A 23,581-nucleotide genomic window follows, 5' to 3' on the forward strand; every position below is an offset into this window, starting at 1 on the left:
CGGCGATGGCGACCCCCAAGATCAAACTGGAAGGCGTGCACAAGGCCTTCGGCCTGAAGCAGGTGCTGCGCGGGATCGACCTGGAGATCGCTTCCGGCGAGTCCCTGGTCGTGATCGGCGGCTCCGGCACCGGCAAATCGGTACTGCTGAAGTCGATCCTCGGCCTGATCCGCCCGGACCGCGGCCGGATCCTGATCGACGGCACCGACACCACCCAGCTGTCCGGCGGCGACCGGGTGGATCTGATGAAGCGCTTCGGCATGCTGTTCCAGGGCGCCGCCCTCTTCGACAGCCTGATGGTGTGGGAGAACGTGGCCTTCGGCCTGATCCAGGGCCGCGGCGAATCCCGCAGACGGGCGAAGGAGATCGCGGTCGACAAGCTGGCCCAGGTCGGCCTCGGCCCCGACGTCGCCGTCCTCTATCCGGCCGAGCTGTCGGGCGGCATGCAGAAACGCGTCGGCCTGGCCCGCGCCATCGCCGCCGAGCCGGAGATCATCTTCTTCGACGAGCCGACCACCGGCCTCGACCCGATCATGGCCGACGTGATCAACGACCTGATCGTGAAATGCCGCCGCGACCTCGGCGCCACCACCCTGTCGATCACCCACGACATGGCCAGCGCCCGCAAGATCGCCGACCGCATCGCCATGATCTATGAAGGCCGGATCATCTGGGCCGGGCCGGCGGCGCAGGTGAACGACTCCGGCAACGCCTATGTCGACCAGTTCGTGCACGGCCGCGCGGATGGGCCGATCCAAATGCAGGTCCGGGTTTCCTGACGTAAGGTTCGCCCGTGGCGAAGAGCACGACCCGTTACATCTGCCAGAACTGCGGCGCCAGCCACGCCCGGTGGGCCGGCCGCTGCGATTCCTGCGGCGAGTGGAACACGCTGGTCGAGGAGATCGTCGAGGCCGCGCCGAAGGCTTTCGGCGGGGCCAAGGCGGGCGGCGGCCGCGCCATCGCCTTCACCGACCTGGCGTCCGCCACGATCGACGAGCCGCGCTGGCTGAGCGGCAACGACGAGTTCGACCGGGTCTGCGGCGGCGGCATCGTCCCAGGCTCGGCCATCCTGATCGGCGGCGATCCCGGCATCGGCAAGTCGACCCTGCTGCTCCAGGTGCTGTGCCGCCTCGCCGGCACGATCGAATGCGCCTATGTCTCGGGCGAGGAGGCGGTCGACCAGATCCGCATGCGGGCCCAGCGCCTCGGCCTGTCGCAGGCGCCGGTGCGCCTTGCCGCCTCGTCCAACGTCCGCGACATCATCGCCGCGATGGACCGGCCGGACGGGCCGAAGATCGTGGTGATCGATTCGATCCAGACCATGTTCCTCGACGCGCTGGAGAGCGCGCCGGGCACCGTGGCCCAGGTCCGCGCCTCGGCGGCCGAGCTGATCCGCCACGCCAAGCGCCGCGGCACCGCCCTCCTGATCGTCGGTCACGTCACCAAGGACGGCGCCATCGCCGGGCCGCGCGTGCTCGAGCATATGGTCGACACCGTGCTCTATTTCGAGGGCGAGCGCGGCCACCAGTTCCGCATCCTGCGGGCGGTGAAGAACCGCTTCGGTGCGACCGACGAGATCGGCGTGTTCGAGATGACCGACGGCGGCCTGGCCGAGGTGCGCAACCCGTCCGAGCTGTTCCTGGCCGACCGCAGCGGCGACGTTTCCGGCGCCGCCGTCTTCGCCGGGCTCGAGGGCACCCGGCCGGTGCTGGTCGAGGTCCAGGCCCTGGTGGCGCCCTCGCCGCTCGGCACCCCGCGCCGCGCCGTGGTCGGCTGGGACAGCGCCCGCCTCGCCATGGTGCTGGCGGTGCTGGAGGCGCGCTGCGGCGTCGCCATCGGCATGAACGACGTCTACCTCAACGTCGCCGGCGGCCTGCGCATCGCCGAGCCGGCGGCCGACCTGGCGGTGGCGGCCGCCCTGCTCTCCTCCCTCACCGGCGTGCCAGTGCCGCGCGACACGGTGGTGTTCGGCGAGATCGGCCTGTCCGGCGAGGTCCGCGCCGTGGGGCAGAGCGACGCCAGGCTGAAGGAAGCGGCGAAGCTTGGATTCGCCGCCGCGATCGTGCCACAAGGGCACCCGAAGAGGGGCCGCGCGGCCGGCCGCGAGGCCGGTCGAGCGCCATTGGCGATCGAGCGGCGCAGCATCGCCCGGCTGGAGGAGCTGGTGGCCCTGTTCAACGTCGATGCGCGCGCCGTTTCGGCCGGACGCCGCAGGAGCCTCGAGGAGACCGATCCTGGATAGCCTTCCCATCGCCGCCGGCGACATCGCGATCCTGATCATCCTCGCCATCTCCGCCTTCCTGGCGCTGGCGCGCGGCTTCGTGGCCGAGGTGCTGTCGATCGCCGGCTGGGTCGGCGCCGCCCTGGTCACGCTGTGGACCTTCAACGACGCCAGGCCCTATCTGCGCCAGTACATCGAGATGCAGCTGCTGGCCGACATCCTGACCGGCGCCGGCATCTTCATCGTGGCGCTGGTGGTCTTCTCCACCATCAGCCACATGCTGGCCCGGGTGGTGAAGGGCTCGGCGCTCAACGCCGTCGACCGGTCGCTCGGTTTCCTGTTCGGAATCCTGCGCGGCGCCGTTCTGGTCTGCCTCGCCTATCTGCTGCTGACCTGGATCTTTCCGGAAACCCGGCGGCCGCCCTGGCTGGAGAACGCCCGGATGCTGCCCTGGGTGCAGGCCGGCGCCGAGTACCTGAAGAGCCTGGTGCCGCAGGAAGCGCTGGCGGGCGCGATCGACAAGGCCAAGCAGGAGGCCCCGGCCCTCGCGCCGAAGGCGGTCACCGACCCGATCGGCAGCCTGCTCAACGGCCAGGGCCAACCCGAGGCGCCGGCTCCGGCCCAGCCGCAGCAGGGCCAGCCCGTGACCCCTGCCCCGGCCGCGCCCGGCGTCACCCCGACATCCCCGACGCAGACGCATCCGGCCCCCCCGCCGAACGCGGGTGCAACCGGTGGCGGTTGACACTATATAGGCGCCAAGACTTCCAACGGCGCCGATGGCGCCCAGGGCCCAGGACCCTCCGCAGCGGCATGCTGACGACAGATCCTTTCGACCTCTACGGCGACACGCTCCGTGAGGAGTGCGGCATCTTTGGCATCATCGGGCATCCCGAGGCCGCCGCGATGACCGCGCTGGGGCTGCACGCCCTGCAGCATCGCGGCCAGGAGGCCTGCGGCATCGTCTCCTATGACGGCGAGCAGTTCCACGTCCACCGCGCCAACGGCCTTGTCGGCGACGCCTTCTCGTCGCAGGCGGTGGTCGGCCAGCTCAAGGGCAACGCCGCGATCGGCCACGACCGCTACGCCACCACCGGCGGCGCGGGCCTGCGCAATGTCCAGCCGCTGTTCGCCGATTTCGAGTTCGGCGGCTTCGCCATCTCGCACAACGGCAACCTGACCAATGCCGGGCGCCTGCGGCACCAGCTGGTCAGCCGCGGCTGCCTCTTCCAGTCGACCTCGGACACCGAGGTGTTCCTGCACCTGATGGCGACTGCGCGCGGCGGCAACGTCATCGACCGGCTGGTCGAGGCGATGCGCCAGGTCGAGGGCGCCTATTCCCTGATCGCCCTGTCGCCGGAGCACGTCATCGGCATCCGCGACCCGATGGGCTTCCGCCCGCTGGTGCTGGGCAAGCTGGAGACCGCGTCCGGCACCAGCCACGTGCTGGCGTCGGAGACCTGCGCGCTCGACATCATCGGCGCCGAGTTCATCCGCGACGTCGAGCCGGGCGAGATGGTGGTGCTCACCACCGAGGGCGTCAGCAGCATCAAGCCGTTCCAGCCGGCCGAGCGGCGCTTCTGCATCTTCGAATACATCTACTTCGCCCGGCCCGACAGCGTGGTCGAGGGCTCCTCGGTCTACGAGTCGCGGCGGCGGATCGGGGCGGAGCTGGCGATCGAATCGCCGGTCGCGGCCGACGTGATCATCCCGGTGCCGGATTCGGGTGTGCCGGCCGCCATCGGCTTCGCGGGGCAGAGCGGCATCCCCTTCGAACTCGGCATCATCCGCAACCACTATGTCGGCCGCACCTTCATCGAGCCGACCGACCAGATCCGCCATCTCGGCGTGCGCCTGAAGCACAACGCCAACCGGGCGATGATCGAGGGCCGCCGGGTGGTTCTGGTCGACGACTCGATCGTGCGCGGCACCACCAGCCAGAAGATCGTGAAGATGGTGCGCGACGCCGGCGCGAAGGAGGTCCATATGCGGATCTCCAGCCCGCCGACGACCAACCCCTGCTTCTACGGCATCGACACGCCGGAGAAGTCCAAGCTGCTGGCGCACAACTACTCTGTCGAGCAGATGGCCGAGCTGATCGGCGTCGACAGCCTGGCCTTCATCTCGATCGACGGCCTGTACCGCGCCATGGGCGCGCCGAAGCGGGCCGGCAACGCCCGCCAGTTCTGCGACGCCTGCTTCACCGGCGACTATCCGACGCCGCTGACTGATCATGCGGCCGCGCCGCGCCGCAGCTCCGCCCTGTCCGAGCGCGTCTGAATCCGATGAGCGATAACGGGAGGCCCCTGGAGGGGCGCATCGCGCTCGTGACCGGGGCCTCGCGCGGCTTCGGCGCCGCGGTCGCGGTCCGGCTCGCCGCCGCCGGCGCCCATGTCGTCTGCGCCGCCCGCACGGTCGGCGGGCTCGAGCAGACCGACGACGCCATCAAGGCCGCGGGCGGCAGCGCCACGCTGGTGCCGATGGACCTGTCGAAATTCGAGCAGATCGACCTGCTCGGTGCCTCGCTGGCCCAGCGATTCGGCCGGCTCGACCTGCTGGTCGCCAGCGCAGCCATGCTGGGCCATCTCGGCCCGGTCGCCTACAGCGACGAGAAGGTCTGGGCCCGGGTGCTCGACCTCAACCTCAACGCCAACTACCGGCTGATCCGCTCGGTCGACCCGCTGCTGCGCGCCGCCGAGGCGCCGCGCGCGGTCTTCGTCACCGACCGCATCGCCCGCAGCGGCATCGCCTATTGGAGCGCGTATGCCGTGGCCAAGGCCGGGCTCGATACCCTGGCCGGCCTCTACGCGGCCGAGACGGCGAAGACGCCGCTGCGCGTGGCTCTGTTCCATCCCGGACCGATGGCGACCCGGCTGCGCGAGCAGGGCTTCCCAGGCGAGGTGCCCGGCAGCCAGCCGGCGCCCGACGCCGCGGCCGACCGGCTGGTCGGCCACATCCTGGCCGAGGACGGGCTGACCGCGGGCAAGGCCGCGGATTGGGCGTGACCTGCGATCAGAGGACGAAGTCGGAAGCCACGAGCGCGATTCCGCCGTCCAGGATGATGTGGAGATCGGCTCTCTTGTCGCCGTTGGTATCCCCATCCAGGTACGTCTGCTGCTGCGTACCCGTACCAAGGATACTGTAGCGCAGTTGGCCGGCGACGCCGGTGAAGGCCCCGCTGCCGATAAAGGTGAAGGACTGGTTTCCGGCGACGAGAGTGTTCGCATCGATCGCGGACAGACCGATCCGGTCGCCCTGGAGGCGGCTGAAATCCGTGATCCTGTCACCGTCGCCGAACGAATCGCTGGGGCCGGAAGCGCCGAAGACAAAGGCGTCGGGGCCGGCGCCACCGGTCAGGATATCGTTCTTTCCAACGCCGGCGCGCAGATAGTCATGACCCCAGCCCCCCAGCAGCTGGGTAACGCCGCCGCCGCCACCGACCAGGACATCATCGCCGGCTCCGCCCTCGAGCGTGCCGGCACTATAATAATTTGCCTGGGAAATCGGCGACATCTCCAGGGTGTCGTCGCCGGCTCCGCCGCTCAAATGCGATACCCCACCATAGCGCGAAGGCGCCCCGCCGAGCAGCCAGTCGTCGCCATCGCTGCCGATCACGGTCCACACGTCCGAAAGTGAATCGCCGGCCGCATCGCCGGTATAACCTTGGCCTCGCCCCAGATCGACATGCACGGGCCGGGCGCTGTCGGCGTAGGACGCGGTCGGAAACCCGGCTCCGCCTTCGTGCCCACCCACCAGATAGTCCGCGCCGGGACCGCCGATCAGCAGCGCCGACACGAAGCTCTTGTCACCGTAGAGGATGTCGTCCCCGCTGCCCCCGTAAAGGATGTTGTAGCCCCCTCCACCATCAAGGGTGTCGTTGCCTCCCTCGCCATAGATGGTGTCTCCATATGGCCCGCCATCACCGCCCTCGGTGCTGTTGGGGTCGTCCACGCCGAGAAGGTGATCATCCCCCTCCGTGCCGAAAATCACTGCCATTGACGCTCCTCCGAAATTGGTCCTGCCCGGCAGGCGACAGTACGGAAAGAATAAATTCGACGTCTATTTTATCCATTCCTAGGACTTCAGGAAGACCATCCACCGCAGGCTGTCAGGCAAATCCGCCCTGCGGACCGCAGGTGGCCTCCTCCGCCACGAACCCGGCGACGACCACTCGGAGCGGTCCTCCCGCAGCCGATCCGTGCGCCGGTCCGTGGCCGATCGGATCTGCCCGTCACTCCCTGAAAATCTTCTGCAGGAAATCGGCCAGGGACGGACGCCACACCGCCATCTCGTGCCACAGACCCGGATAGTCCTTGTAATCGTAGCGGATGCCGGCGGCGTCCAGATCCTTGCGCAGCCCGGCGATGTCCTTGCCGGTGATGGTGTCGTCGCTGCCGACCGTGACGGTGAAGTTGCGCAGGCTGGCGTTCACCTTGGCCGGTTCGGCCAGCGCGTGGGCAATCCCGTCATTCGGCACGGTGGTCTGTGACACGCCGCTGAAGGTCGCCAGCCAGGCGAAGGTGCCGAGATGGCCGAGGCCCGAGACCAGCGCCTGATAACCGCCCTGGGACAGGCCGGCCAGCGCCCGCCCCGCCGCGTCGGTGCGGACGCGGTAATGCGCCTCCATGTAGGGGATGATGTCCTCGATCAGCTCGCGATCGGCCGCCATGGCATTGGGCGTATAGAAGGTCTGGCGCCGGGTGTTGCCCGGAAAGTCCTCCGGCACCGCCGCCGGGATGTCGGTCTCGGTGTCCGGGATCACCACGATCATCGGCACGATCTTCTTCTCGGCCAGCAGATTGTCGAGGATCTGCGGCGCCCGGCCCTGGGTCACCCAGGACCACACCGTGTCGCCGAAGCCGTGATAGAGATACAGCACCGGCAGCGGCGCCGATGCCTCGCTGTAGCCGGGCGGCGTCCACACCAGCATCTGCCGCTCCGAGCCCAACGCCTTGCTGGTCAGGGTCACGACCCGCAGGTCGCCATGCGGCACCGGCCGGGTGTCGAGAATGCTGCCCGGCACCAGCACCAGGCTGGTGTTGACCTGGCGCTGCGGCTTCGGCGCGTTGCTGCCGGTGTCGGTCGTGCGGAAGCCGTCGACGTTGAAATAGTACTCGTAGAGGTCGGGCGCGACCGGGCCGATTGTGACCGTCCAGACGCCGCGGTCGTCCTTCGCCATCGGCGTCGCCTTGGCCTTGGCCGGATCGGTCGAGCCGAAGACCAGCCCGACCGACTTCGCCTCCGGCGCGAACAGCCGGAAGGTGATGCGGCGGTCCGCCTCGACCCGGGTGACGAAGTCGCGCAGCGGCTGGTCGGTCGGCGGCAGGGCGGGAATGCCGGGGTCGGCGGCCATCGACGGCGCTCCGCTCAGCGACAGGACAAGAACGGCGATCGACGCAGAGATCTTGCGCACGGGGCCCTCCCGAGTCGTTGGGCTGCGATTATGCCCGACGAACCGAAGGGAACCGGCTCACTTTCTCGCCGGCGATTCGATCACGCCTTGAAGATCTTCTGCAGGAAATCGGCCAGCGACGGGCGCCACACCGCCATCTCGTGGCCGAGCCCCGGATACTCCGTGTAGTCGTAGCGGATGCCGGCCGCGTCGAGGTCCCTGCGGAGGCCCGCGATGTCGTCGCCCGTGACGCCGTCGTCGCTGCCGACCGTCACGGTGAAGTTGCGCAGGCTGGCGTTCACCTCGGCCGGGTCGGCCAGCGCCCGGGCGATGCCCTCGTTCGGCACGGTGGCCTGCGACACCCCGCTGAAGGTCGCGAGCCAGGCGAAGGTGCCGAGATGGCCGAGGCCCGAGACCAGCGCCTGGTAGCCGCCCTGGGAGAGGCCGGCGATCGCCCGCCCCGACGCGTCGGTCCGGACGCGGTACCGCGCCTCCATATAGGGGATGATGTCGCCGATCAGCTCGCGATCGACCGCCGCGGAATTGGCCGGATAGAAACTGCGGCGGGGGACGGGCTCCGGGAAGTCCTCCGGCATCATGCCGGGGCTATCAGCCTCCGTGCCCGGGATCACCACGATCATCGGCGCGATCTTCCCCGCGGCCAGCAGATTGTCGAGGATTTGCGGCGCCCGGCCCTGGGTCACCCAGGACCAGACCGTGTCGCCGAAGCCGTGATAGAGGTACAGCACCGGCAGCGGCGCCGAGCTGTCGCCGTATCCTGGCGGCGTCCAGACCAGCGTCTGGCGCTCCGTCCCCAGCGCTGCGCTGTGCATGGTGACGATCCGGAGATCGCCATGCGGAACCGGCCGGGTGTCGAGGATGCTGCCCGGCACCAGGATCAGGCTGGCATTGACCTGCCGCTGCGGCTTCGGCGTGCCGCTGCCCGTATCGATCGACCGGAACCCGTCGACGCTGAAGCCGTATTCGTACAGGCCGGGCTCGACCGGGCCGATCGTCGCCTCCCAGACGCCGTGCTCGGCCTTCGCCAAGGGTACGGGCGCACGCGAGCCGAACAGGACGGAGACGGATCCCGCCGCCGGGGCAACCAACCGGAAGGTGATCCGGCGGTCGTCCCAGATCCGGGTGAGGTTGTCGCGCCGCGGCCGCTCGCCAGCGGACGGCATCGGCGTCACTCGCCCGAGATCATCTTGAAGATCCCAGAGAAATCAGTGTCTTTCTCACCTTCGTTCACAAACAAGGTGTAGAGCGCGGTCGCTGCGGCGCCGAGCGGGGTGGCGGCGCTGGTGGCCTGGGCCGCGGCCTGCGACAGGCGCAGGTCCTTCAGCATCATCGCCGCGGTGAAGCCGGGCTTGTAGTCGCGGTTGGCCGGCGAGGTCGGGACCGGCCCCGGCACCGGGCAATAGGTGGTCAGCGACCAGCACTGGCCGGAGCTCTTCGACGCCACGTCGAACAGCTTCTGCCGGTCCAGCCCCAGCTTGTCGGCCAGGGCGAAGGCTTCCGACACCGCGATCATCGAGATGCCGAGCACCATGTTGTTGCAGATCTTCGCGGCCTGGCCGGTGCCCGGGCCGCCGGTGTGGATCACGGCCTTGCCCATCGCCTGCAGCACCGGCTCGGCACGGTCGAAGGCGTCGTCAGGGCCGCCGACCATGAAGGTCAGGGTGCCGGCCGCGGCGCCGCCGGTGCCGCCCGAGACCGGCGCGTCGACCATGGCGAAGCCGCGCGACGTCGCCTCCTTCGCGATCAGGCGCGCGCTGTCGACATCGATGGTCGAGCAGTCGATCAGCAGCGTCCCCGCCGGCGCGCTGGCACAGACCCCGTCTTCGCCAAGATAGGCATCGCGGGCATGCGCGCCGGTCGGCAGCATGCTGACCACGACCTGGGCGTCGTCTACCGCCGCGGCGATCGAGGGCTTGGCGGCGATGCCCTCCTTGGCCACCGCCTCGCGCACCGAGTCCACCGGGTCGAAGCCCGACACCCGATGTCCGGCCTTCACCAGGTTCAGCGCCATCGGCCGGCCCATATGGCCGAGCCCGAGAAAGGCAATGCGCAGCGACATAGGGTTCCTCCCAAACCGGGCGCGGGCCGCCCGTCCTGTCGTTCAGTCGAAGCTCAGCTCGCGGCCGGGCAGCGGCTGGAAATAGGCGGCGACCGCGGCGTCGTCCACCTCGGCCAGAGTCGCCGGCCGCCATTTCGGGTCGCGGGTCTTGTCGACCAGCTGCGCCCGCACGCCTTCGAAGAAATCCGGCTTCTCCAGGAAGCGATGGACCATGCGGAACTCCATCGCCGCCACCGCGTCGTAGATCATGGTCTTGCCCTGGCGGATCTGGCGCAGGGTGACCTTCAGGCTGGTCGGCGACCCGGCGCGGATCTGATCTGCCGCGGCCTTCGCCCAGTCACCCCCCTCGGCGTCCAGCGCCGCGAGGATCTCCTCCACCGTGTCGCGGCCGAAGCAGCGGTCGATCGCCGGGCGCAGCGGCGCCAGGGTCGGCGCGCCGGGGTCGACGGCGAAGCGCTGCAGCACCGATTCCGCCACCAGCCCGCCATTGCCGATCCAGCCGGCATCGGCCAGCGCCGCGACCAGGTCGTCGACCTTGGCCGAGGCGACGTGATGCGTGCCCATCCGGGTGAAGAGCATGTCGGCGGCGCCGATACGGGCACCGGTCAGGGCCAGATAGGTGCCGATCTCGCCCGGGCAGCGCGACAGGAACCAGCCGCCGCCGATATCCGGGAACAGGCCGATGCCGCATTCCGGCATGGCGCTCAGCGTCTTTTCGGTCGTCACCCGGTGCGAGCCATGCACCGAGAGGCCGAGCCCGCCGCCCATGGTGACGCCGTCGAGCAGCGCGATCCAGGGCTTGGGGAAGTGATGGATGGCGTGGTTCAGCCGGTACTCGACCCAGAAGAAATCCTCCTCCGGGTCGCCGTCCGGCATGCCGCTCTGCGGCCCCCGCTCATACACCGCGCGGATGTCGCCGCCGGCGCAGAAGGCGCGGTCGCCGGCGCCGCGCAGGACCACGGCATGCAGCTCCGGGTCCTCCGCCCATTCCGTCATCTTCGACAAGAGCACCCGGCACATCGTCAGCGTCAGCGCGTTCAGCGCCTTCGGCCGGTTCAGCGTCACGATGACGATCGGCCCTTCGCGGTCGATCAGGATCTCGTCGGTCATGACAATCTCACCGGGCGTCTCTCATTCGGCCAGGAGGCGGCGGGCCACGATCAGGCGCATGATCTCGTTGGTGCCTTCCAGGATCTGGTTGACGCGGACGTCGCGCAGGAAGCGCTCCACCGGATACTCCTTGATGTAGCCGTAGCCGCCATGCAGCTGCAGCGCATCGTTGCAGATCCGGAAGCCGGCGTCGGTGGCGAAGCGCTTGGCCATGGCGCAATGCTGGGTCGCGTCCGGGTCGCGGCGGTCGAGCGAATCCGCGGCGCGGTGGATCATCAGCCGGGCCGCGTCGAGGTCGATCGCCATGTCGGCCAGCTTGAACTGCAGCGCCTGGAACTCGGCGATCTTCCGGCCGAACTGGCTGCGCTGCAGCATGTGGCCGCGCGCCGCCTCCAGGCAGGCGCGGGCGCCGCCGACCGAGCAGGCGCCGATATTGACCCGGCCGCCGTCCAGCCCCTTCATCGCGAAGGTGAAGCCCTGCCCCTCCTCGCCCAGCCGGTTGGCGACCGGGACGCGGCAGTCCTCGAAGATCACCATCGTGGTGACCTGGCTGTTCCAGCCCAGCTTCTTCTCCTTCTTGCCGAAGGACAGGCCGGGCGTGCCCTTCTCGACCACGACGGCCGAGATGCCCTTCGGTCCGGCCTCCCCGGTCCGCACCATCACGACATAGACATCGGAGGTCGAGCCGCCGGAGATGAAGGCCTTGGACCCGTTCAGCACATAGTGGTCGCCGTCGCGCACCGCGCGGGTGCGCAGCGAGGCGGCGTCGGAGCCGGAGCCGGGCTCGGTCAGGCAGTAGCTGGCGAAGCGCTCCATCGTCATCAGCGACGGCAGGAAGCGCGCCTTCAGCTCCTCCGACCCGAAGCTGTCGATCATCCAGCCGACCATGTTGTGGATCGAGATGTAGGCGGCGGTGGAGACGCAGGCCGTCGCCAGCTCCTCGAACACGATCGCGGCGTCGCGCCGGGTCAGGCCGCTGCCGCCATGCGCCTCGCCGCAATAGATGCCGGCGAAGCCCAGCGCCGCGGCCTGGCGCAGCGTCTCGACCGGAAAGATCTGCTCCTCGTCCCAGCGGGCGGCGTGGGGCGCCATCTGCTCCGCGGCGAAGGCGCGCGCGGCATCGCGGATGGCTTCCTGTTCGGCGGTCAGCGTGAAGCTCATGGAATGAGCGTGGCCGCAACCGGCCGCCGGATCAAGTGGGCGTGCGTACGATTCTTTCGCGAAACCAGTCTGTCATCGCCGGGCGTGACCCGGCGATCCAGGGGCCACCCCGTGCGGCGTCGACATTCCTGGATGCCCGGGTCAAGCCCGGGCATGACAGAAAGGGGATACGCTGCGCTATTCTCCTTCTGACTTCCCGGAGACCGCCATGGCCGACGCCGCCCCCGCCCTTGCCGAAGCCCAGGCCGTGCTGGCGACCGCCCTGGCCGAGGCCGGGCGGCGCGAGCAGCAGATCGCGGCGGTGGTGGTGGATCGCGGCGGCCACATCGTCGCCGCGGCACGGATGGACGGCGTCGGCTATCTCACGCTCGAGATCGCCCGGCGCCGGGCGGCCGCGGCCCTCCATCTCGGCGAGCCGACCCGCGACCCTGCGCTGCGGCTCGGCCGCGACCCGGCCGAGGCGGCGCAGCTGGCCGGGCTGGCCGAGATCCTGGTGCAGCCGGGCGGCTTCCCCTGGCGCGACGCCGGCGCGGTGGTCGGCGCCCTCGGCATCGCCGGCGCCGGAGCGGAGGACGACCACGCGATCGGCGATATCGCGATCGGCATGCTCTAGACGTTTTGCCGATTGCCTTTCCCGCCGCTTCCACGACATTGATAGGGCAAGGCACACGCAAGAGGTGCCCGACCGCGAACAGGGGGAGAGAGCATGCAGGCTGCGGCCACGCCGCCCGCACCGGGAGATGCGCTTCTGACCGCGGACTCGGTCAGCCTCGCCTTCGGCGGGGTGAAGGCCCTGACCGATGTCGGCTTCACCGTCCGGCGCGGCGAGCTGTTCTCGATCATCGGCCCGAACGGCGCCGGCAAGACCTCGATGGTCAACTGCATCTCCGGCCGCTACAGCCCGACCTCGGGCCGGATCCTCTACAAGGGCCGCGACATCACCCGGCTGAAGCCCAGCGCCCGGGCCGATCTCGGCCTCGGCCGCACCTTCCAGAACCTGGCGCTGTTCGCGCATATGTCGGTGCTGGACAACATCATGGTCGGGCGCCACCACCTGCTGAAAAACAACGTGCTGACCGGCGCGCTGTGGTGGCTGGGCGGAGCGCGGCAGGAGGAGTTGGAGCACCGCCGCGCGGTCGAGGAGATCATCGACTTCCTCGAGATCCAGCACGTCCGCCGCGCTCTCGCCGGCACCCTCTCCTACGGGCTGCGCAAGCGGGTGGAGCTGGCCCGCGCCATCGCGCTGAAGCCCGACCTGATCCTGCTCGACGAGCCGATGGCGGGGATGAACCTCGAGGAGAAGGAGGACATGGCCCGCTACATCGTCGACCTCAACGCCGAATGGGGCATGACGGTGATCATGATCGAGCACGACATGGGCGTGGTGATGGACATCTCCCATCGCGTCATGGTGCTGGATTTCGGCCGCAAGATCGCCGAGGGCAGCCCGGAGGACGTCCTGGCCGACCCGCATGTCCGCCGCGCCTATCTCGGCGAGGTCGACGACGAGAGCACGGAGGCGGCGGCTTGACCGAGGCCGCGTTGGACACCTTCCCCAAGCTCCTGGCCCGCAACGCGCGGCAATGGCCGGACGAGGTGGCGCTGCGGGAGAAGGATTTCGGCATCTGGCAGGAGATCACCTGGGCTGGCTTCCACGCCCGGGTGCGCGACTTCGCGCTGGCGCTGCGCGCCCTCGGCATCGGGCCGGGCGCCGTGGTCGGGCTGATCGGCGACAACCGGCCGGACTGGGTGGCGGGCCAGATCGCCGCGCATGCCGCCGGTGCCATGAGCCTCGGCCTCTACCGCGACGCGCTGGACGAGGAGGTGGCCTATCTGATCGACCACGCCTCGGTCGCGATCGTGCTGGCGGAGGACGAGGAGCAGGTCGACAAGCTGCTGGGCTTGGGCGACCGCATCCCCAGCGTCCGCCACATCGTCTATTCCGACCCCCGCGGCATGCGGAAATACGAGGATCCGCGGCTGCTTCCGGTCGAGGACTTCATCGCCCTCGGCGCGCCGCTGCTCGCGGCCGATCCCGGCCTCTACGACGGCATGGTGGCCGGGACGCGCGGCGACGACGTTGCGGTGCTCTGCACCACCTCCGGCACCACCGCCCATCCGAAGCTCGCCATGCTCTCGGCCGGGGCGGTGATCCGGCACACCGCCAGCTATCTGGCGGTCGACCCGCAGGGGCCGCAGGACGAATACGTCTCGGTCTTGCCCCTGCCCTGGATCATGGAGCAGGTCTACGTCTTCGGGAAGGCGCTGCAGTGCCGGATGACGGTGAACTTCGTCGAGGAGCAGAGCACCACCTGGGCGGATTTCCGCGAGATCGGCCCGACCTTCGTGCTGCTGGCGCCCCGGGTCTGGGAAGGGCTGGCCGCCGATGTCCGCAGCCGGATGATGGACGCCTCCTGGCTCAAGCGCCGCCTCTTTGACCTTGGCATGAAGATCGGCCTGAAAGCGCTTGATGAGAAGAGAAAATCCTTCCTCTCGAAGATCCTGCTCTTTGCCGCGCTACGCGACCGTCTCGGCTTCTCCCGCCTGCGCTCGGCCGCGACCGGCGGCGCGGCGCTGGGACCGGAGACCTTCCGCTTCTTCCTCGCCATGGGCGTGCCGCTGCGCCAGCTCTACGGCCAGACCGAGCTGCTGGGCGCCTACACCATCCACCGGCCGGGCGATGTCGACTTCGACACGGTCGGCGTCGCCTTCGACGACAGCATCCAGCTGCGGATCGAGGCGCCGGACCAGAACGGCGTCGGCGAGATCGTCACCCGCCACCCCAACATGTTCCTCGGCTATTACCGCAACGAGGAAGCATCGAAGGCCGATCTGCGCGACGGCTGGCTGGCGACCGGCGACGCCGGCTACATCGACGGCAAGGGGCACCTCGTCGTCATCGACCGGATGAAGGACCTCGCCGTCACCAGCGGCGGTGACAGGTTCAGCCCGCAATATATTGAAAACAAGCTGAAGTTCTCGCCTTTCGTGGCCGAGGCGGTGATCCTCGGCCACGGCCGGCCGGACCTGGCGGCGATCATCTGCATCCGCTTCCCGATCGTGTCGAAATGGGCGGAGAAGAACCGCATCGCCTTCACGACATACACCGACCTGTCGGCGCGGGAGGAGGTCCATGCCCTGATCCGCCGCGAGGTCGAGACGGTGAATGCCGGCCTGCCAGAGGCGCAGCGCATCCGCCGCTTCCTGCTGCTGTACAAGGAGCTGGACGCCGACGACGGCGAGCTGACCCGCACCCGCAAGGTGCGCCGCGGCGTGATCGGCGAGAAATACGGCGACATCATCGACGCGATCTATCGCGGCGACCCGGCGATCCCGGTCGACACCACCATCACCTTCCAGGACGGCACCCGGCAGCGGATCCGCACCACGCTCAAGGTGGTCGACCTCGCGCCCGGCCGTCCCGGGCAGCGCCACGCGGCGGAGTGACGGCATGACCTGTCAGAAACACCGTGGACATGTCCCCATATCGTCATGGCGAGGCGCGCAGCGCCGTGGCCATCCAGGGGCTGGTGCCGCTGGACGGCCGCGCCCCTTCGGGGCTCGCCATGACGACGGGAACAGGCCTGGTCACACGACTGGAGTGGTGCGGACATGAATCTCGCCTTCCTGTTCCAGCTCCTGGTCAACGGCGTGATCGTCGGCACGCTCTACGGCGTCGTCGCCATGTCCTTCGTGCTGATCTACAAGGCCAGCCGGGTGGTGAACTTCGCCCAGGGCGAGTTCCTGCTGATCGGCGCCTGGATCTGCTGGTGGGTGCTGACCGAGTACCAGGTCCCCTTCGTGCTGGGCTTCGCCATCACCCTCGTCTTCATGCTGGTGTTCGGCATCCTGCTGCAGGTGGTGGTGCTGCGGCCCTTGATCGGCGAGCCGGTGATCTCGGTCATCATGGTCACGATCGGGCTGTCGCTGGTGTTCCAGCCGCTGATGGCCTGGATCTTCGGCGTCTCGGCACAGCCCTTCCCGCCGGTGTTCGAGACCCAGTCGGTCGACATCCTCGGGCTGCAGGTGCAGACGGTCTACATCCTGTCGATGGCGATCAGCCTGTTCATCATGGGCGGCTTCGCCTGGTTCTTCAAATTCTCGCGCATGGGGCTGGCGATGCGCGCCACCGCCTTCGACCAGCAGGTGGCGCAGTCCATGGGCATCTCGGTCCGCCAGGTCTTCGCCATGGCCTGGGCGATCTCGGCCATGGTCTCGGCGGTCGCCGGCATCGTCGTCGGCGTCGTCAACGGCGTCTCCTCCGCCCTCTCCGTCTTCGGCATCAAGGTGTTCCCGGCGGTGATCCTGGGCGGGCTCGACAGCATCGTCGGCGCGGTGCTGGGCGGCCTGATCATCGGCGTGCTGGAGCATTTCGCCCATTGGCTGGACGTCACCTTCCTGGGCTGGGGCAACATGCTGAAGATCGCGCCCTTCTACGTCCTGATCGTGATCCTGATGATCAAGCCCTACGGCCTGTTCGGCACCCGGGACATCGAGAGGGTGTGAGGATGAAGCCGTCCGCCGCCCTTCCCCATCCTGTCATCGCCGGGCTTGACCCGGCGATCCAGAGGCTGTCGACGCCCGCTCCGGCGTCCCTGGATGCCCGGGTCAAGCCCGGGCATGACAGGAAAGTGGCTGGTCCCGCACGCGGAAAGGCTCTCTGAATGGCCAACGCCTATGCCCGCCCCTGCGGCGACTTCCGCACCAGCTACGGCGCCGACACCACCATCTTCGACGACACCTTCAGCCGGCGCGGCGTCGTCGTCATCCTGGCGCTGCTGGCGTTCTCGCCGATCGCGGTGCAACTCGGCTGGCTGTCCAAGGGCTGGATCGACAGCTTCATCGAGATCGGCTACCTGGCCGTCGCCGCGCTGGGCCTCAACATCCTGGTCGGCTTCACCGGCCAGATCTCGATCGGCCATGCCGTGTTCTTCGGCTTCGGCGCCTTCGCCTCGGCCTGGCTGAACCGCACCACGGGCATCCCGGTGTTCTTCTGTATCCCGCTGGCCGGACTGATGACCGCGGCGGTCGGCCTGGTCTTCGGCGTGCCGGCGGCGCGGATCAAGGGGCTGTACCTCGCCATCGCCACCCTCGCCGCCCAGGTCATCCTGGAGGACTTCTTCGCCCGCGCCGGCTGGTTCACCGGCGGCGTCGCAGGCGCCCATGCCGCCCCGGTCTCGCTGTTCGGCTGGGAGGTCGACCGCGTCAACTACTTCTACGTCGTGCTGTTCTGGGCGGTGCTGCTGTACCTGGCCGCCACCAACCTGATGCGGTCCCGCGACGGGCGCGCCTTCGTCGCCGTGCGCGACCACTACTTGGCCGCCGAGATCATGGGCATCAACCTGACCCGGTACCGGGTGCTGTCCTTCGGCATCGCCGCCTTCTACGCCGGGGTCGGCGGCGCGCTCTACGCCCACTACCTGCAGGTGGTCTCGGTCGAGGAGTTCACGATCCTGAAGTCGATCGAGTTCCTCGGCATGATCATCATCGGCGGCCTGGGCTCGATCATGGGTACGATCCTCGGCACCGTCTTCATGGTGTCGCTGCCCGACGTGATGGACTGGCTGGTGCGGCTGATCCGCGGCACCTGGCTGTACAAGGCGCTCGACCTGCGCGTCGGCATCAATTTCCTGAAGGAGATGGCGATCGGCGTCGCCATCATCCTGTTCCTGATCTTCGAGCCGGACGGGCTGGCCCATCGCTGGCGCCAGATCAAGGCCTATTGGAAGCTGTATCCCTTCTCGTACTGAACCCGGCCGCGACAGAACGGCCGCGACCCGGAGGAGACACCGATGTCGAGACGATCCCTTCTCACCGCCACCGCCCTGATCGGCCTCTGCGCCGCCCCCGCAGTCTCAACGCAGGCCTGGGCCGACGACATCCCGGTCGGCCACATCGCCGACCTGACCGGCGCCACCGCCTCGATCGGCGTGCCCTATGCCGACGGCGTGGCCGATACGCTGAACTGGGTGAACGAGAACGGCGGGGTCGACGGCGACGACATCGCCTTCGAGACCTACGACTACGCCTACAAGGCGCCGCAGGCGGTCTCGGAATACCAGCGGCTGGTGGCGAACGAGCAGGTGGTGGCGATCGCCGGCTGGGGCACAGCCGACACCGAGGCGCTGATCGAGTTCGTCGGCAAGGACCAGATCCCCTACTACTCCGGCTCCTATTCCGGGGCGCTGACCGACCCGACCGGCAAGGCGCCGAAGGCGACCAAGGCGACGCCGTTCAACTTCTTCTACGGCCCGTCCTACTCCGACGCCTGCCGGGCGTTGGCGCAGTGGGCGGCGGAGGACTGGAAGAAGAAGGGCGGCCAGGGCAAGCCGAAATGGGTCCATATGGGCGACAACCACCCCTACCCGAACTCGCCCAAGGTCGCCTGCAGCGAATACGCGCAGGAGCTGGGCTTCGAGGTGCTGGACCCGATCCAGTACACGATGGCGCCGGGCGACTTCACGCCGCAATGCCTGACGCTGAAGGAGAAGGGCGCCAACTACGCCTATGTCGCCAACATCGCCGGCTCGACCGTCTCGCTGCTCAACTCCTGCGCCACCGCCGGCACCAAGGTGCAGTTCGTGGCCAATGTCTGGGGCTATGACGAGAACGTCATGAAGGCGGCCGGTCCGAACGCCGACGGCGTGGTGGTCGCGGTCCGCACCGGGTCGATCTGGACCGACAAGAACGCCGGCATGGACCGGGTGCGCGAGATCTCGAAGATCAGCGATTCCAGCGGCGAGGCGTACCGGCCGCTGAGCTACATCGCCGGCGTCTGCGCCACCTCCTACATGGTCGAGGCGATCAAGGTGGCGAAGGCGAAGGGCGAGGTCACCGGCCTCGCCATCCGCGACGCGATGTACGAGAAGAAGGACTGGGTGCCGGCCGGGCTGGAGGGCGTGTGCCTGCCCTCGACCTGGACCCCGACCGACCATCGCGGGCTGATGACCGTGCCGATCTATCAGGGCCATGTGAAGGGCGCGACCCAGGGCAAGGAGGTTACGGCGCTGATGGCCGACGGCACCATGTCGCTGGAGAAGGTGGCCGAGATCACCCTGCCCCGCCGCCCGGAATGGCTGGGGTACTGAGCCCACCGGCATGACCGCCCCGCCTCTCCTCTCGGTCGAGAACATCGAGGTCGTCTACAACGACGTCATCCTGGTGCTGCGCGGCCTCAGCCTCGCGGTGCCGCAGGGGGCGATCGTGGCGCTGCTGGGAGCCAACGGGGCCGGCAAGTCGACGACGCTGAAGGCTATCTCGGGTCTGCTGCGCACCGAGGACGGCGCCGTCACCCGCGGCGCCGTCACCTATGAGGGCCAGCCGATCCACCACCTCGACCCCGGCGGCGTGGTGCGCCGGGGCATCTTTCAGGTGATGGAGGGGCGCCGCATCGTCGCCGACATGACCTGCCTGGAGAATCTCCGGCTCGGCGCCCACACCCGGCGCGACCGCGAGATCGCCGACGACATCGACCGGGTCTACGGCTATTTCCCGCGGCTGCGCGAGCGCAACGGCCTGGCCGGCTACCTGTCCGGCGGCGAGCAGCAGATGCTGGCGATCGGCCGGGCGCTGATGGCGCGGCCGAAGCTGATCCTGATGGATGAGCCGTCCATGGGCCTGTCGCCGCTGATGGTGAAGGAAGTGTTCGGCATCATCCGCCAGCTCAACGCCGATCTCGGCATCTCGATCCTGCTGGTCGAGCAGAACGCCCGCATGGCCCTGTCCTGCGCCGACACCGGCTATATCATGGAGAACGGCAAGGTGGTGCTGGATGGCACGGCCGATGCCCTCGCGGCCAATGAGGACGTCAAGGAGTTCTACCTCGGCGGCGCCGGCGAGCAGCGCAAGAGCTTCAAGAACCTGAAGAGCTTCAAGCGCCGCAAGCGCTGGCTGTAGGAGAGTTTGCCTCCCGGCATTGTGCGCCCCGGCGGCCGGCGTCATGCTTGATGCGAGTCATCGATCCGGAACGAGTCCGAACGGGGAAGCCCCATGGCCGAGCATTACGACGATCTCGAAACCCGTCCGGCCGAGGAGCGCGAGGCGGCGCTGCTGGCCGAGCTGCCGGCCCAGATCGCCCATGCCAAGGCTTCCGCCCCCGGCTATGCCAAGCGCCTGGCCGGGATCGACCCGGCGGCGGTGACCAGCAGGGCCGAGCTGGCGGAACTGCCGCTGACCCGGAAGTCCGAGCTGCCGACGATCCAGGCGGTCGACCTGCCCTTCGGTGGCCTGACCACGATCGCGCCGGGTCAGTTCCGCCGGATCTTCGCCTCCCCCGGCCCGATCTACGAAGGCGAGACCCACGGACTCGATTACTGGCGCACCGCCCGCGCCCTGTTCGCCAGCGGCTTCCGCGAGGGCGACATCATCCAGAACTGCTTCGCCTACCACTTCACCCCGGCCGGGGCGATGTTCGAGACCGGGGCCGAGGCGCTGGGCTGCGCCGTGATCCCGGCCGGTATCGGCAACACCGAGCTGCAGGCCCGCGCCATGGCCGACCTGAAGCCGCGCGGCTATGTCGGCACGCCCGACTTCCTGAAGCTGATCCTGGAGAAGGCCGACCAGTTCGGCCACGACACCGGCTCGGTGAAGCTGGCCCATGTCTCCGGCGGACCGCTGCTGCCGCCGCTGCGCGAATTCTACTCGGCCCGCGGCATCGACCTGTTCCAGAGCTACGGCACCGCCGATCTCGGCCTGATCGCCTATGAGACCGAGGCGCATGAGGGGCTGGTGCTGGCCGAGGGCATCCTGGTCGAGATCGTCCGCCCCGGCACCGGCGACCCGGTGCCGGAGGGTGAGGTCGGCGAGGTGGTGGTCACCAGCTTCGACCGCTGCACGCCGCTGATCCGCTTCGCCACCGGCGACCTCTCGGCCATCCTGCCCGGGCGCAGCCCCTGCGGCCGCACCGCGCCGCGGCTGCGCGGCTGGCTCGGCCGCGCCGACCAGAGCACCAAGGTGCGCGGCCTGTTCGTCCATCCCGGCCAGATCGCCGAGGTGCTGAAGCGCCACGGGCTGGAGCGCGGCCGGCTGATGGTGGCGAGCCGCCAGGGCATCGACGACGTCGTGCTGCAGGTGGAGAGCGCCGACGCTTCGGTGGCCGACGCCGTGGCCGAGACCGTGCTCGACGTCACCAAGCTGCGCGCCGCCGTGGCGGCGGTGCCGCCGGGCAGCCTGCCGAACGACGGCAAGGTGATCGACGACACCCGCAAGTTCGAGTGAGCGGAGGAGCCGCTGGCCGCCGCTTGCGATCCCCCGCGCCGCCGCGCTAGCCTTCCGCATCGACACAGCACTGGACCGCGGTCGACTCCGGTCGGCAACCGGCAGGCACAGCCACCGGGAGACGCGCCATGGCCGAACCAGGCGTCCATTACGGATCCTATCTCCAGCTCGACAAGCTGCTCGCCCTGCAGGCCCGCGAAAGCGAGAAAGCCGGACGGCCGGCGCATGACGAGATGCTGTTCATCATCGTCCACCAGGCCTATGAGCTGTGGTTCAAGCAGATCCTGTTCGAGCTCGACGCCGTCCAGGCGGTGTTCGCGGCCGACCGGGTCGATGACCGCGCCATCGCCCGCGCCACCCGCGCCCTGCACCGCATCCACGAGATCCTGAAGCTCGGCGTGCATCAGCTCGACGTGCTCGAGACCATGACGCCGCTGGATTTCCTCGATTTCCGCGACCTGCTGCGCCCGGCTTCGGGTTTCCAGAGCGCGCAGTTCCGGCTGATCGAGATCCGCCTCGGCCTGCGCGGGGCCGATCGGCTGGCCTATGACGGCCGGTCCTTCGAGACCCGGCTGGACCCCGCTTCCCGCAAGCGGGTGGCCGCGGCGCTGGCCCGGCCCAGCCTGTTCGACCAGCTCGACGCCTGGCTGGCCCGCACGCCCTTCATCGAGCTCGGCGGCTACCGCTTCCGCGAGGCGTACCGCCAGGCCGTGGTGGCGATGCTGGAGGGCGACATCGGCCACCTGACCGCCCATCCGACGCTCGACGATACGGCGCGGGAGGCGGAGGTGGCGGCGCTGCGCCAGGCGCTGTCGCGCTTCGACGCCCTGTTCGACGAACAGCGCCATGCCGAGGAGGCGGCGCAGGGCGCCTGGCGCATGTCCTGGCGCGCGCTGCAGGCGGCGCTGTTCATCACCCTCTACCGCGACGAGCCGGCCCTGCAGGTGCCGTTCGGCCTCCTGAGCCTGCTGATGGACATCGACGAGACCATGACGCTGTGGCGCTACCGCCACGCGCTGATGGTCCAGCGCATGATCGGGCTGAAGACCGGCACCGGCGGCTCCTCCGGCCACGACTATCTCAGCCGCACCGCCGAACGGCACCGGGTGTTCGGCGACCTGTTCACGCTCTCGACCTATCTGATCCCGCGCTCGGCCCTGCCGCCGCTGCCGGAGGAGATCACCCGCCGGACCAGCCTCTCCTACGACAAGGAGGCCGGGGCATGAGCTTCAAGCCGCTGTTCTCCCGCTTCCTCGCGGCGGCGCCGGAGCGGCTGCATCTGGCCGCGCACAGCCATCACCTGTGGCCCGACGCCGTGTTCGAGGCCCAGCTCCGCTATGTCGAGGACAGCGCCCGTCTGGCCGACCACAAATGGGAGCATGTCTTCGGCACGGTGGTGCCGCGGCTGCAGGCCCGGATCGCCGCGGTGCTGAACCTGCCCGACCCGGCCACTCTGGTCTTCGCGCCGAACACGCATGATTTCGTGCGGCGGCTCCTCTCCTGCCTGCCGGCGGACCGGCCGGCCCGGGTGCTGACCACCGATTCCGAGTTCCACAGCTTCCGCCGGCAGCTGGCGCGGCTGGAGGAGGACGGGCTGGTCCGGGTCACCCGCGTGGCGCAGGAGCCGGTCGCCGACTTTCCCGCCCGCTTCGCCGCGGCGGCCCGGGAAGGCGGCCACGACCTGGTGTTCTTCAGCCAGGTCTTCTTCAACTCGGGCTACGCCGTACCCGATCCTGCGGCGCTGGTGGCCGCGGTGCCGGACCGGGAGACTCTGGTCGCGATGGACGGCTATCACGGCTTCATGGCGCTACCGACCGACCTCTCCGCCGTCGCCGATCGCGCCTTCTATATCGCCGGCGGCTACAAATACGCCATGGCCGGCGAAGGCGCCTGCTTCCTGCATGTGCCGCCCGGCTATGGCCCACGGCCGCGCGACACCGGCTGGTACGCCGCCTTCGGTGCGCTGGCCGGGGCGCAGGACGGGGGCGTGCCCTACGGCACCGACGGCAGCCGCTTCCTGGGCTCGACCTTCGACCCCTCCGGTCTCTATCGCATGCTGGCCGTGCTCGACCTGCTGGCCGAGCGCGGCATCGGCGTGCCGGCGATCCACGACCATGTGCTGGCGCTGCAGGAAAGCTTTGCCGAAGCGCTGGACCGGTCCGGGGGGCTGCCCGACCTCGCCCGCGACCGGCTGCTGGTGCCGCTCGACACCCCGGTGCGCGGCCATTTCCTGACCTACCGGACCGAGGCCGCCGGCGCGATCGACGATCGCCTAAGGGAAGCGAGCATCGTCGTCGACCATCGCGACGATCGTCTGCGCTTCGGCTTCGGCCTCTATCACGACCTCGCGGAGGTGCCGGCGATGGCCGACCGCGTGGTTCGAGCCCTGGGCCGGTAGCGGGAT

20 protein-coding genes and 1 pseudogene are annotated in these 23,581 nt (G+C 69.2%); 15 read left to right on the plus strand and 6 right to left on the minus strand.

Annotation, left to right across the window (positions count from 1 at the left end):
* The first annotated feature begins 5 nt into the window (after positions 1-5).
* The 5 genes from G537_RS0126995 (at position 6) to G537_RS0127015 (ending at position 5,223) form a co-directional block, all read left to right on the plus strand.
* Positions 6-779 (plus strand): ABC transporter ATP-binding protein, encoded by a 774-nt coding sequence (locus G537_RS0126995; protein ID WP_026872750.1) that lies wholly within the window; start codon positions 6-8, stop codon positions 777-779.
* A 14-nt stretch (positions 780-793) separates the two neighbouring features.
* On the plus strand, positions 794-2,242 hold the full coding sequence (gene radA / locus G537_RS40140) for a DNA repair protein RadA (RefSeq protein ID WP_051249189.1): 1,449 nt from the start codon (positions 794-796) through the stop codon (positions 2,240-2,242).
* Positions 2,184-2,963, plus strand: coding sequence for a CvpA family protein (locus tag G537_RS42430; RefSeq protein ID WP_051249190.1), 780 nt, complete (start codon positions 2,184-2,186; stop codon positions 2,961-2,963). Before radA ends, G537_RS42430 begins: the two co-directional genes overlap by 59 nt.
* Positions 2,964-3,031: 68 nt before the next feature.
* On the plus strand, positions 3,032-4,498 hold the full coding sequence (purF, locus tag G537_RS0127010) for an amidophosphoribosyltransferase (RefSeq protein ID WP_026872751.1): 1,467 nt from the start codon (positions 3,032-3,034) through the stop codon (positions 4,496-4,498).
* Positions 4,499-4,545: 47 nt separating this feature from the next.
* Entirely contained in the window at positions 4,546-5,223 is a 678-nt protein-coding gene (locus G537_RS0127015; protein ID WP_162146155.1) for an SDR family NAD(P)-dependent oxidoreductase, read from the plus strand.
* 7 nt (positions 5,224-5,230) lie between these two features.
* On the opposite strand, the gene G537_RS0127020 is transcribed toward G537_RS0127015, so the two are convergent.
* The 6 genes from G537_RS0127020 to G537_RS0127045 form a co-directional block, all read right to left on the minus strand.
* On the minus strand, positions 5,231-6,214 hold the full coding sequence (locus tag G537_RS0127020) for a calcium-binding protein (RefSeq protein WP_026872753.1): 984 nt from the start codon (positions 6,212-6,214) through the stop codon (positions 5,231-5,233).
* A 235-nt stretch (positions 6,215-6,449) separates the two neighbouring features.
* Positions 6,450-7,631 (minus strand): alpha/beta hydrolase-fold protein, encoded by a 1,182-nt coding sequence (locus G537_RS0127025; protein WP_211230522.1) that lies wholly within the window; start codon positions 7,629-7,631, stop codon positions 6,450-6,452.
* 80 nt (positions 7,632-7,711) lie between these two features.
* Positions 7,712-8,794 (minus strand): esterase, encoded by a 1,083-nt coding sequence (locus tag G537_RS40150; RefSeq protein ID WP_034853170.1) that lies wholly within the window; start codon positions 8,792-8,794, stop codon positions 7,712-7,714.
* A gap of 5 nt (positions 8,795-8,799) precedes the next feature.
* Positions 8,800-9,690, minus strand: coding sequence for a 3-hydroxyisobutyrate dehydrogenase (mmsB, locus tag G537_RS0127035; RefSeq protein WP_026872755.1), 891 nt, complete (start codon positions 9,688-9,690; stop codon positions 8,800-8,802).
* Positions 9,691-9,732: 42 nt separating this feature from the next.
* Entirely contained in the window at positions 9,733-10,800 is a 1,068-nt protein-coding gene (locus G537_RS0127040) for an enoyl-CoA hydratase/isomerase family protein (RefSeq protein WP_026872756.1), read from the minus strand.
* A 21-nt stretch (positions 10,801-10,821) separates the two neighbouring features.
* Positions 10,822-11,961 (minus strand): acyl-CoA dehydrogenase family protein, encoded by a 1,140-nt coding sequence (locus tag G537_RS0127045; RefSeq protein WP_026872757.1) that lies wholly within the window; start codon positions 11,959-11,961, stop codon positions 10,822-10,824.
* A 208-nt stretch (positions 11,962-12,169) separates the two neighbouring features.
* Between G537_RS0127045 and G537_RS40155 the strand changes: the two genes are divergently transcribed.
* From G537_RS40155 to G537_RS0127095, 10 genes and pseudogenes are all read left to right on the plus strand, one after another.
* On the plus strand, positions 12,170-12,574 hold the full coding sequence (locus tag G537_RS40155) for a heme-binding protein (RefSeq protein ID WP_064742221.1): 405 nt from the start codon (positions 12,170-12,172) through the stop codon (positions 12,572-12,574).
* Between the two features lie 93 nt (positions 12,575-12,667).
* Positions 12,668-13,492 carry an ABC transporter ATP-binding protein gene (locus tag G537_RS0127055; RefSeq protein ID WP_051249191.1) on the plus strand — a complete coding sequence of 275 codons (825 nt, stop codon included), beginning with the start codon at positions 12,668-12,670 and terminating at the stop codon, positions 13,490-13,492.
* The gene (locus tag G537_RS40160; RefSeq protein WP_034853172.1) at positions 13,489-15,408 is read left to right on the plus strand and encodes a long-chain fatty acid--CoA ligase; all 1,920 of its coding nucleotides are present in this window, start codon (positions 13,489-13,491) and stop codon (positions 15,406-15,408) included. The genes G537_RS0127055 and G537_RS40160 overlap by 4 nt, the downstream gene beginning before the upstream one ends.
* Positions 15,409-15,573: 165 nt before the next feature.
* On the plus strand, positions 15,574-16,467 hold the full coding sequence (locus G537_RS0127065) for a branched-chain amino acid ABC transporter permease (protein ID WP_026872759.1): 894 nt from the start codon (positions 15,574-15,576) through the stop codon (positions 16,465-16,467).
* Positions 16,468-16,625: 158 nt separating this feature from the next.
* On the plus strand, positions 16,626-17,711 hold the full coding sequence (locus G537_RS0127070; RefSeq protein WP_026872760.1) for a branched-chain amino acid ABC transporter permease: 1,086 nt from the start codon (positions 16,626-16,628) through the stop codon (positions 17,709-17,711).
* Between the two features lie 42 nt (positions 17,712-17,753).
* Entirely contained in the window at positions 17,754-19,049 is a 1,296-nt protein-coding gene (locus tag G537_RS0127075; RefSeq protein ID WP_026872761.1) for an ABC transporter substrate-binding protein, read from the plus strand.
* Between the two features lie 10 nt (positions 19,050-19,059).
* On the plus strand, positions 19,060-19,857 hold the full coding sequence (locus tag G537_RS40165; protein ID WP_051249192.1) for an ABC transporter ATP-binding protein: 798 nt from the start codon (positions 19,060-19,062) through the stop codon (positions 19,855-19,857).
* A 93-nt stretch (positions 19,858-19,950) separates the two neighbouring features.
* On the plus strand, positions 19,951-21,177 hold the full coding sequence (locus tag G537_RS0127085; RefSeq protein ID WP_026872762.1) for a phenylacetate--CoA ligase family protein: 1,227 nt from the start codon (positions 19,951-19,953) through the stop codon (positions 21,175-21,177).
* A gap of 125 nt (positions 21,178-21,302) precedes the next feature.
* Positions 21,303-22,403 (plus strand): annotated as a pseudogene (locus tag G537_RS0127090) (tryptophan 2,3-dioxygenase family protein); the annotation flags it as partial.
* Positions 22,400-23,575, plus strand: coding sequence for an aminotransferase class V-fold PLP-dependent enzyme (locus tag G537_RS0127095; protein ID WP_026872764.1), 1,176 nt, complete (start codon positions 22,400-22,402; stop codon positions 23,573-23,575). The pseudogene G537_RS0127090 and the gene G537_RS0127095, both read left to right, overlap by 4 nt.
* Positions 23,576-23,581: the final 6 nt, after the last annotated feature.

Origin of the sequence: Inquilinus limosus DSM 16000 (genome assembly GCF_000423185.1) — a bacterium.
In the GTDB taxonomy this organism is placed as follows: Bacteria; Pseudomonadota; Alphaproteobacteria; order DSM-16000; family Inquilinaceae; genus Inquilinus; species Inquilinus limosus.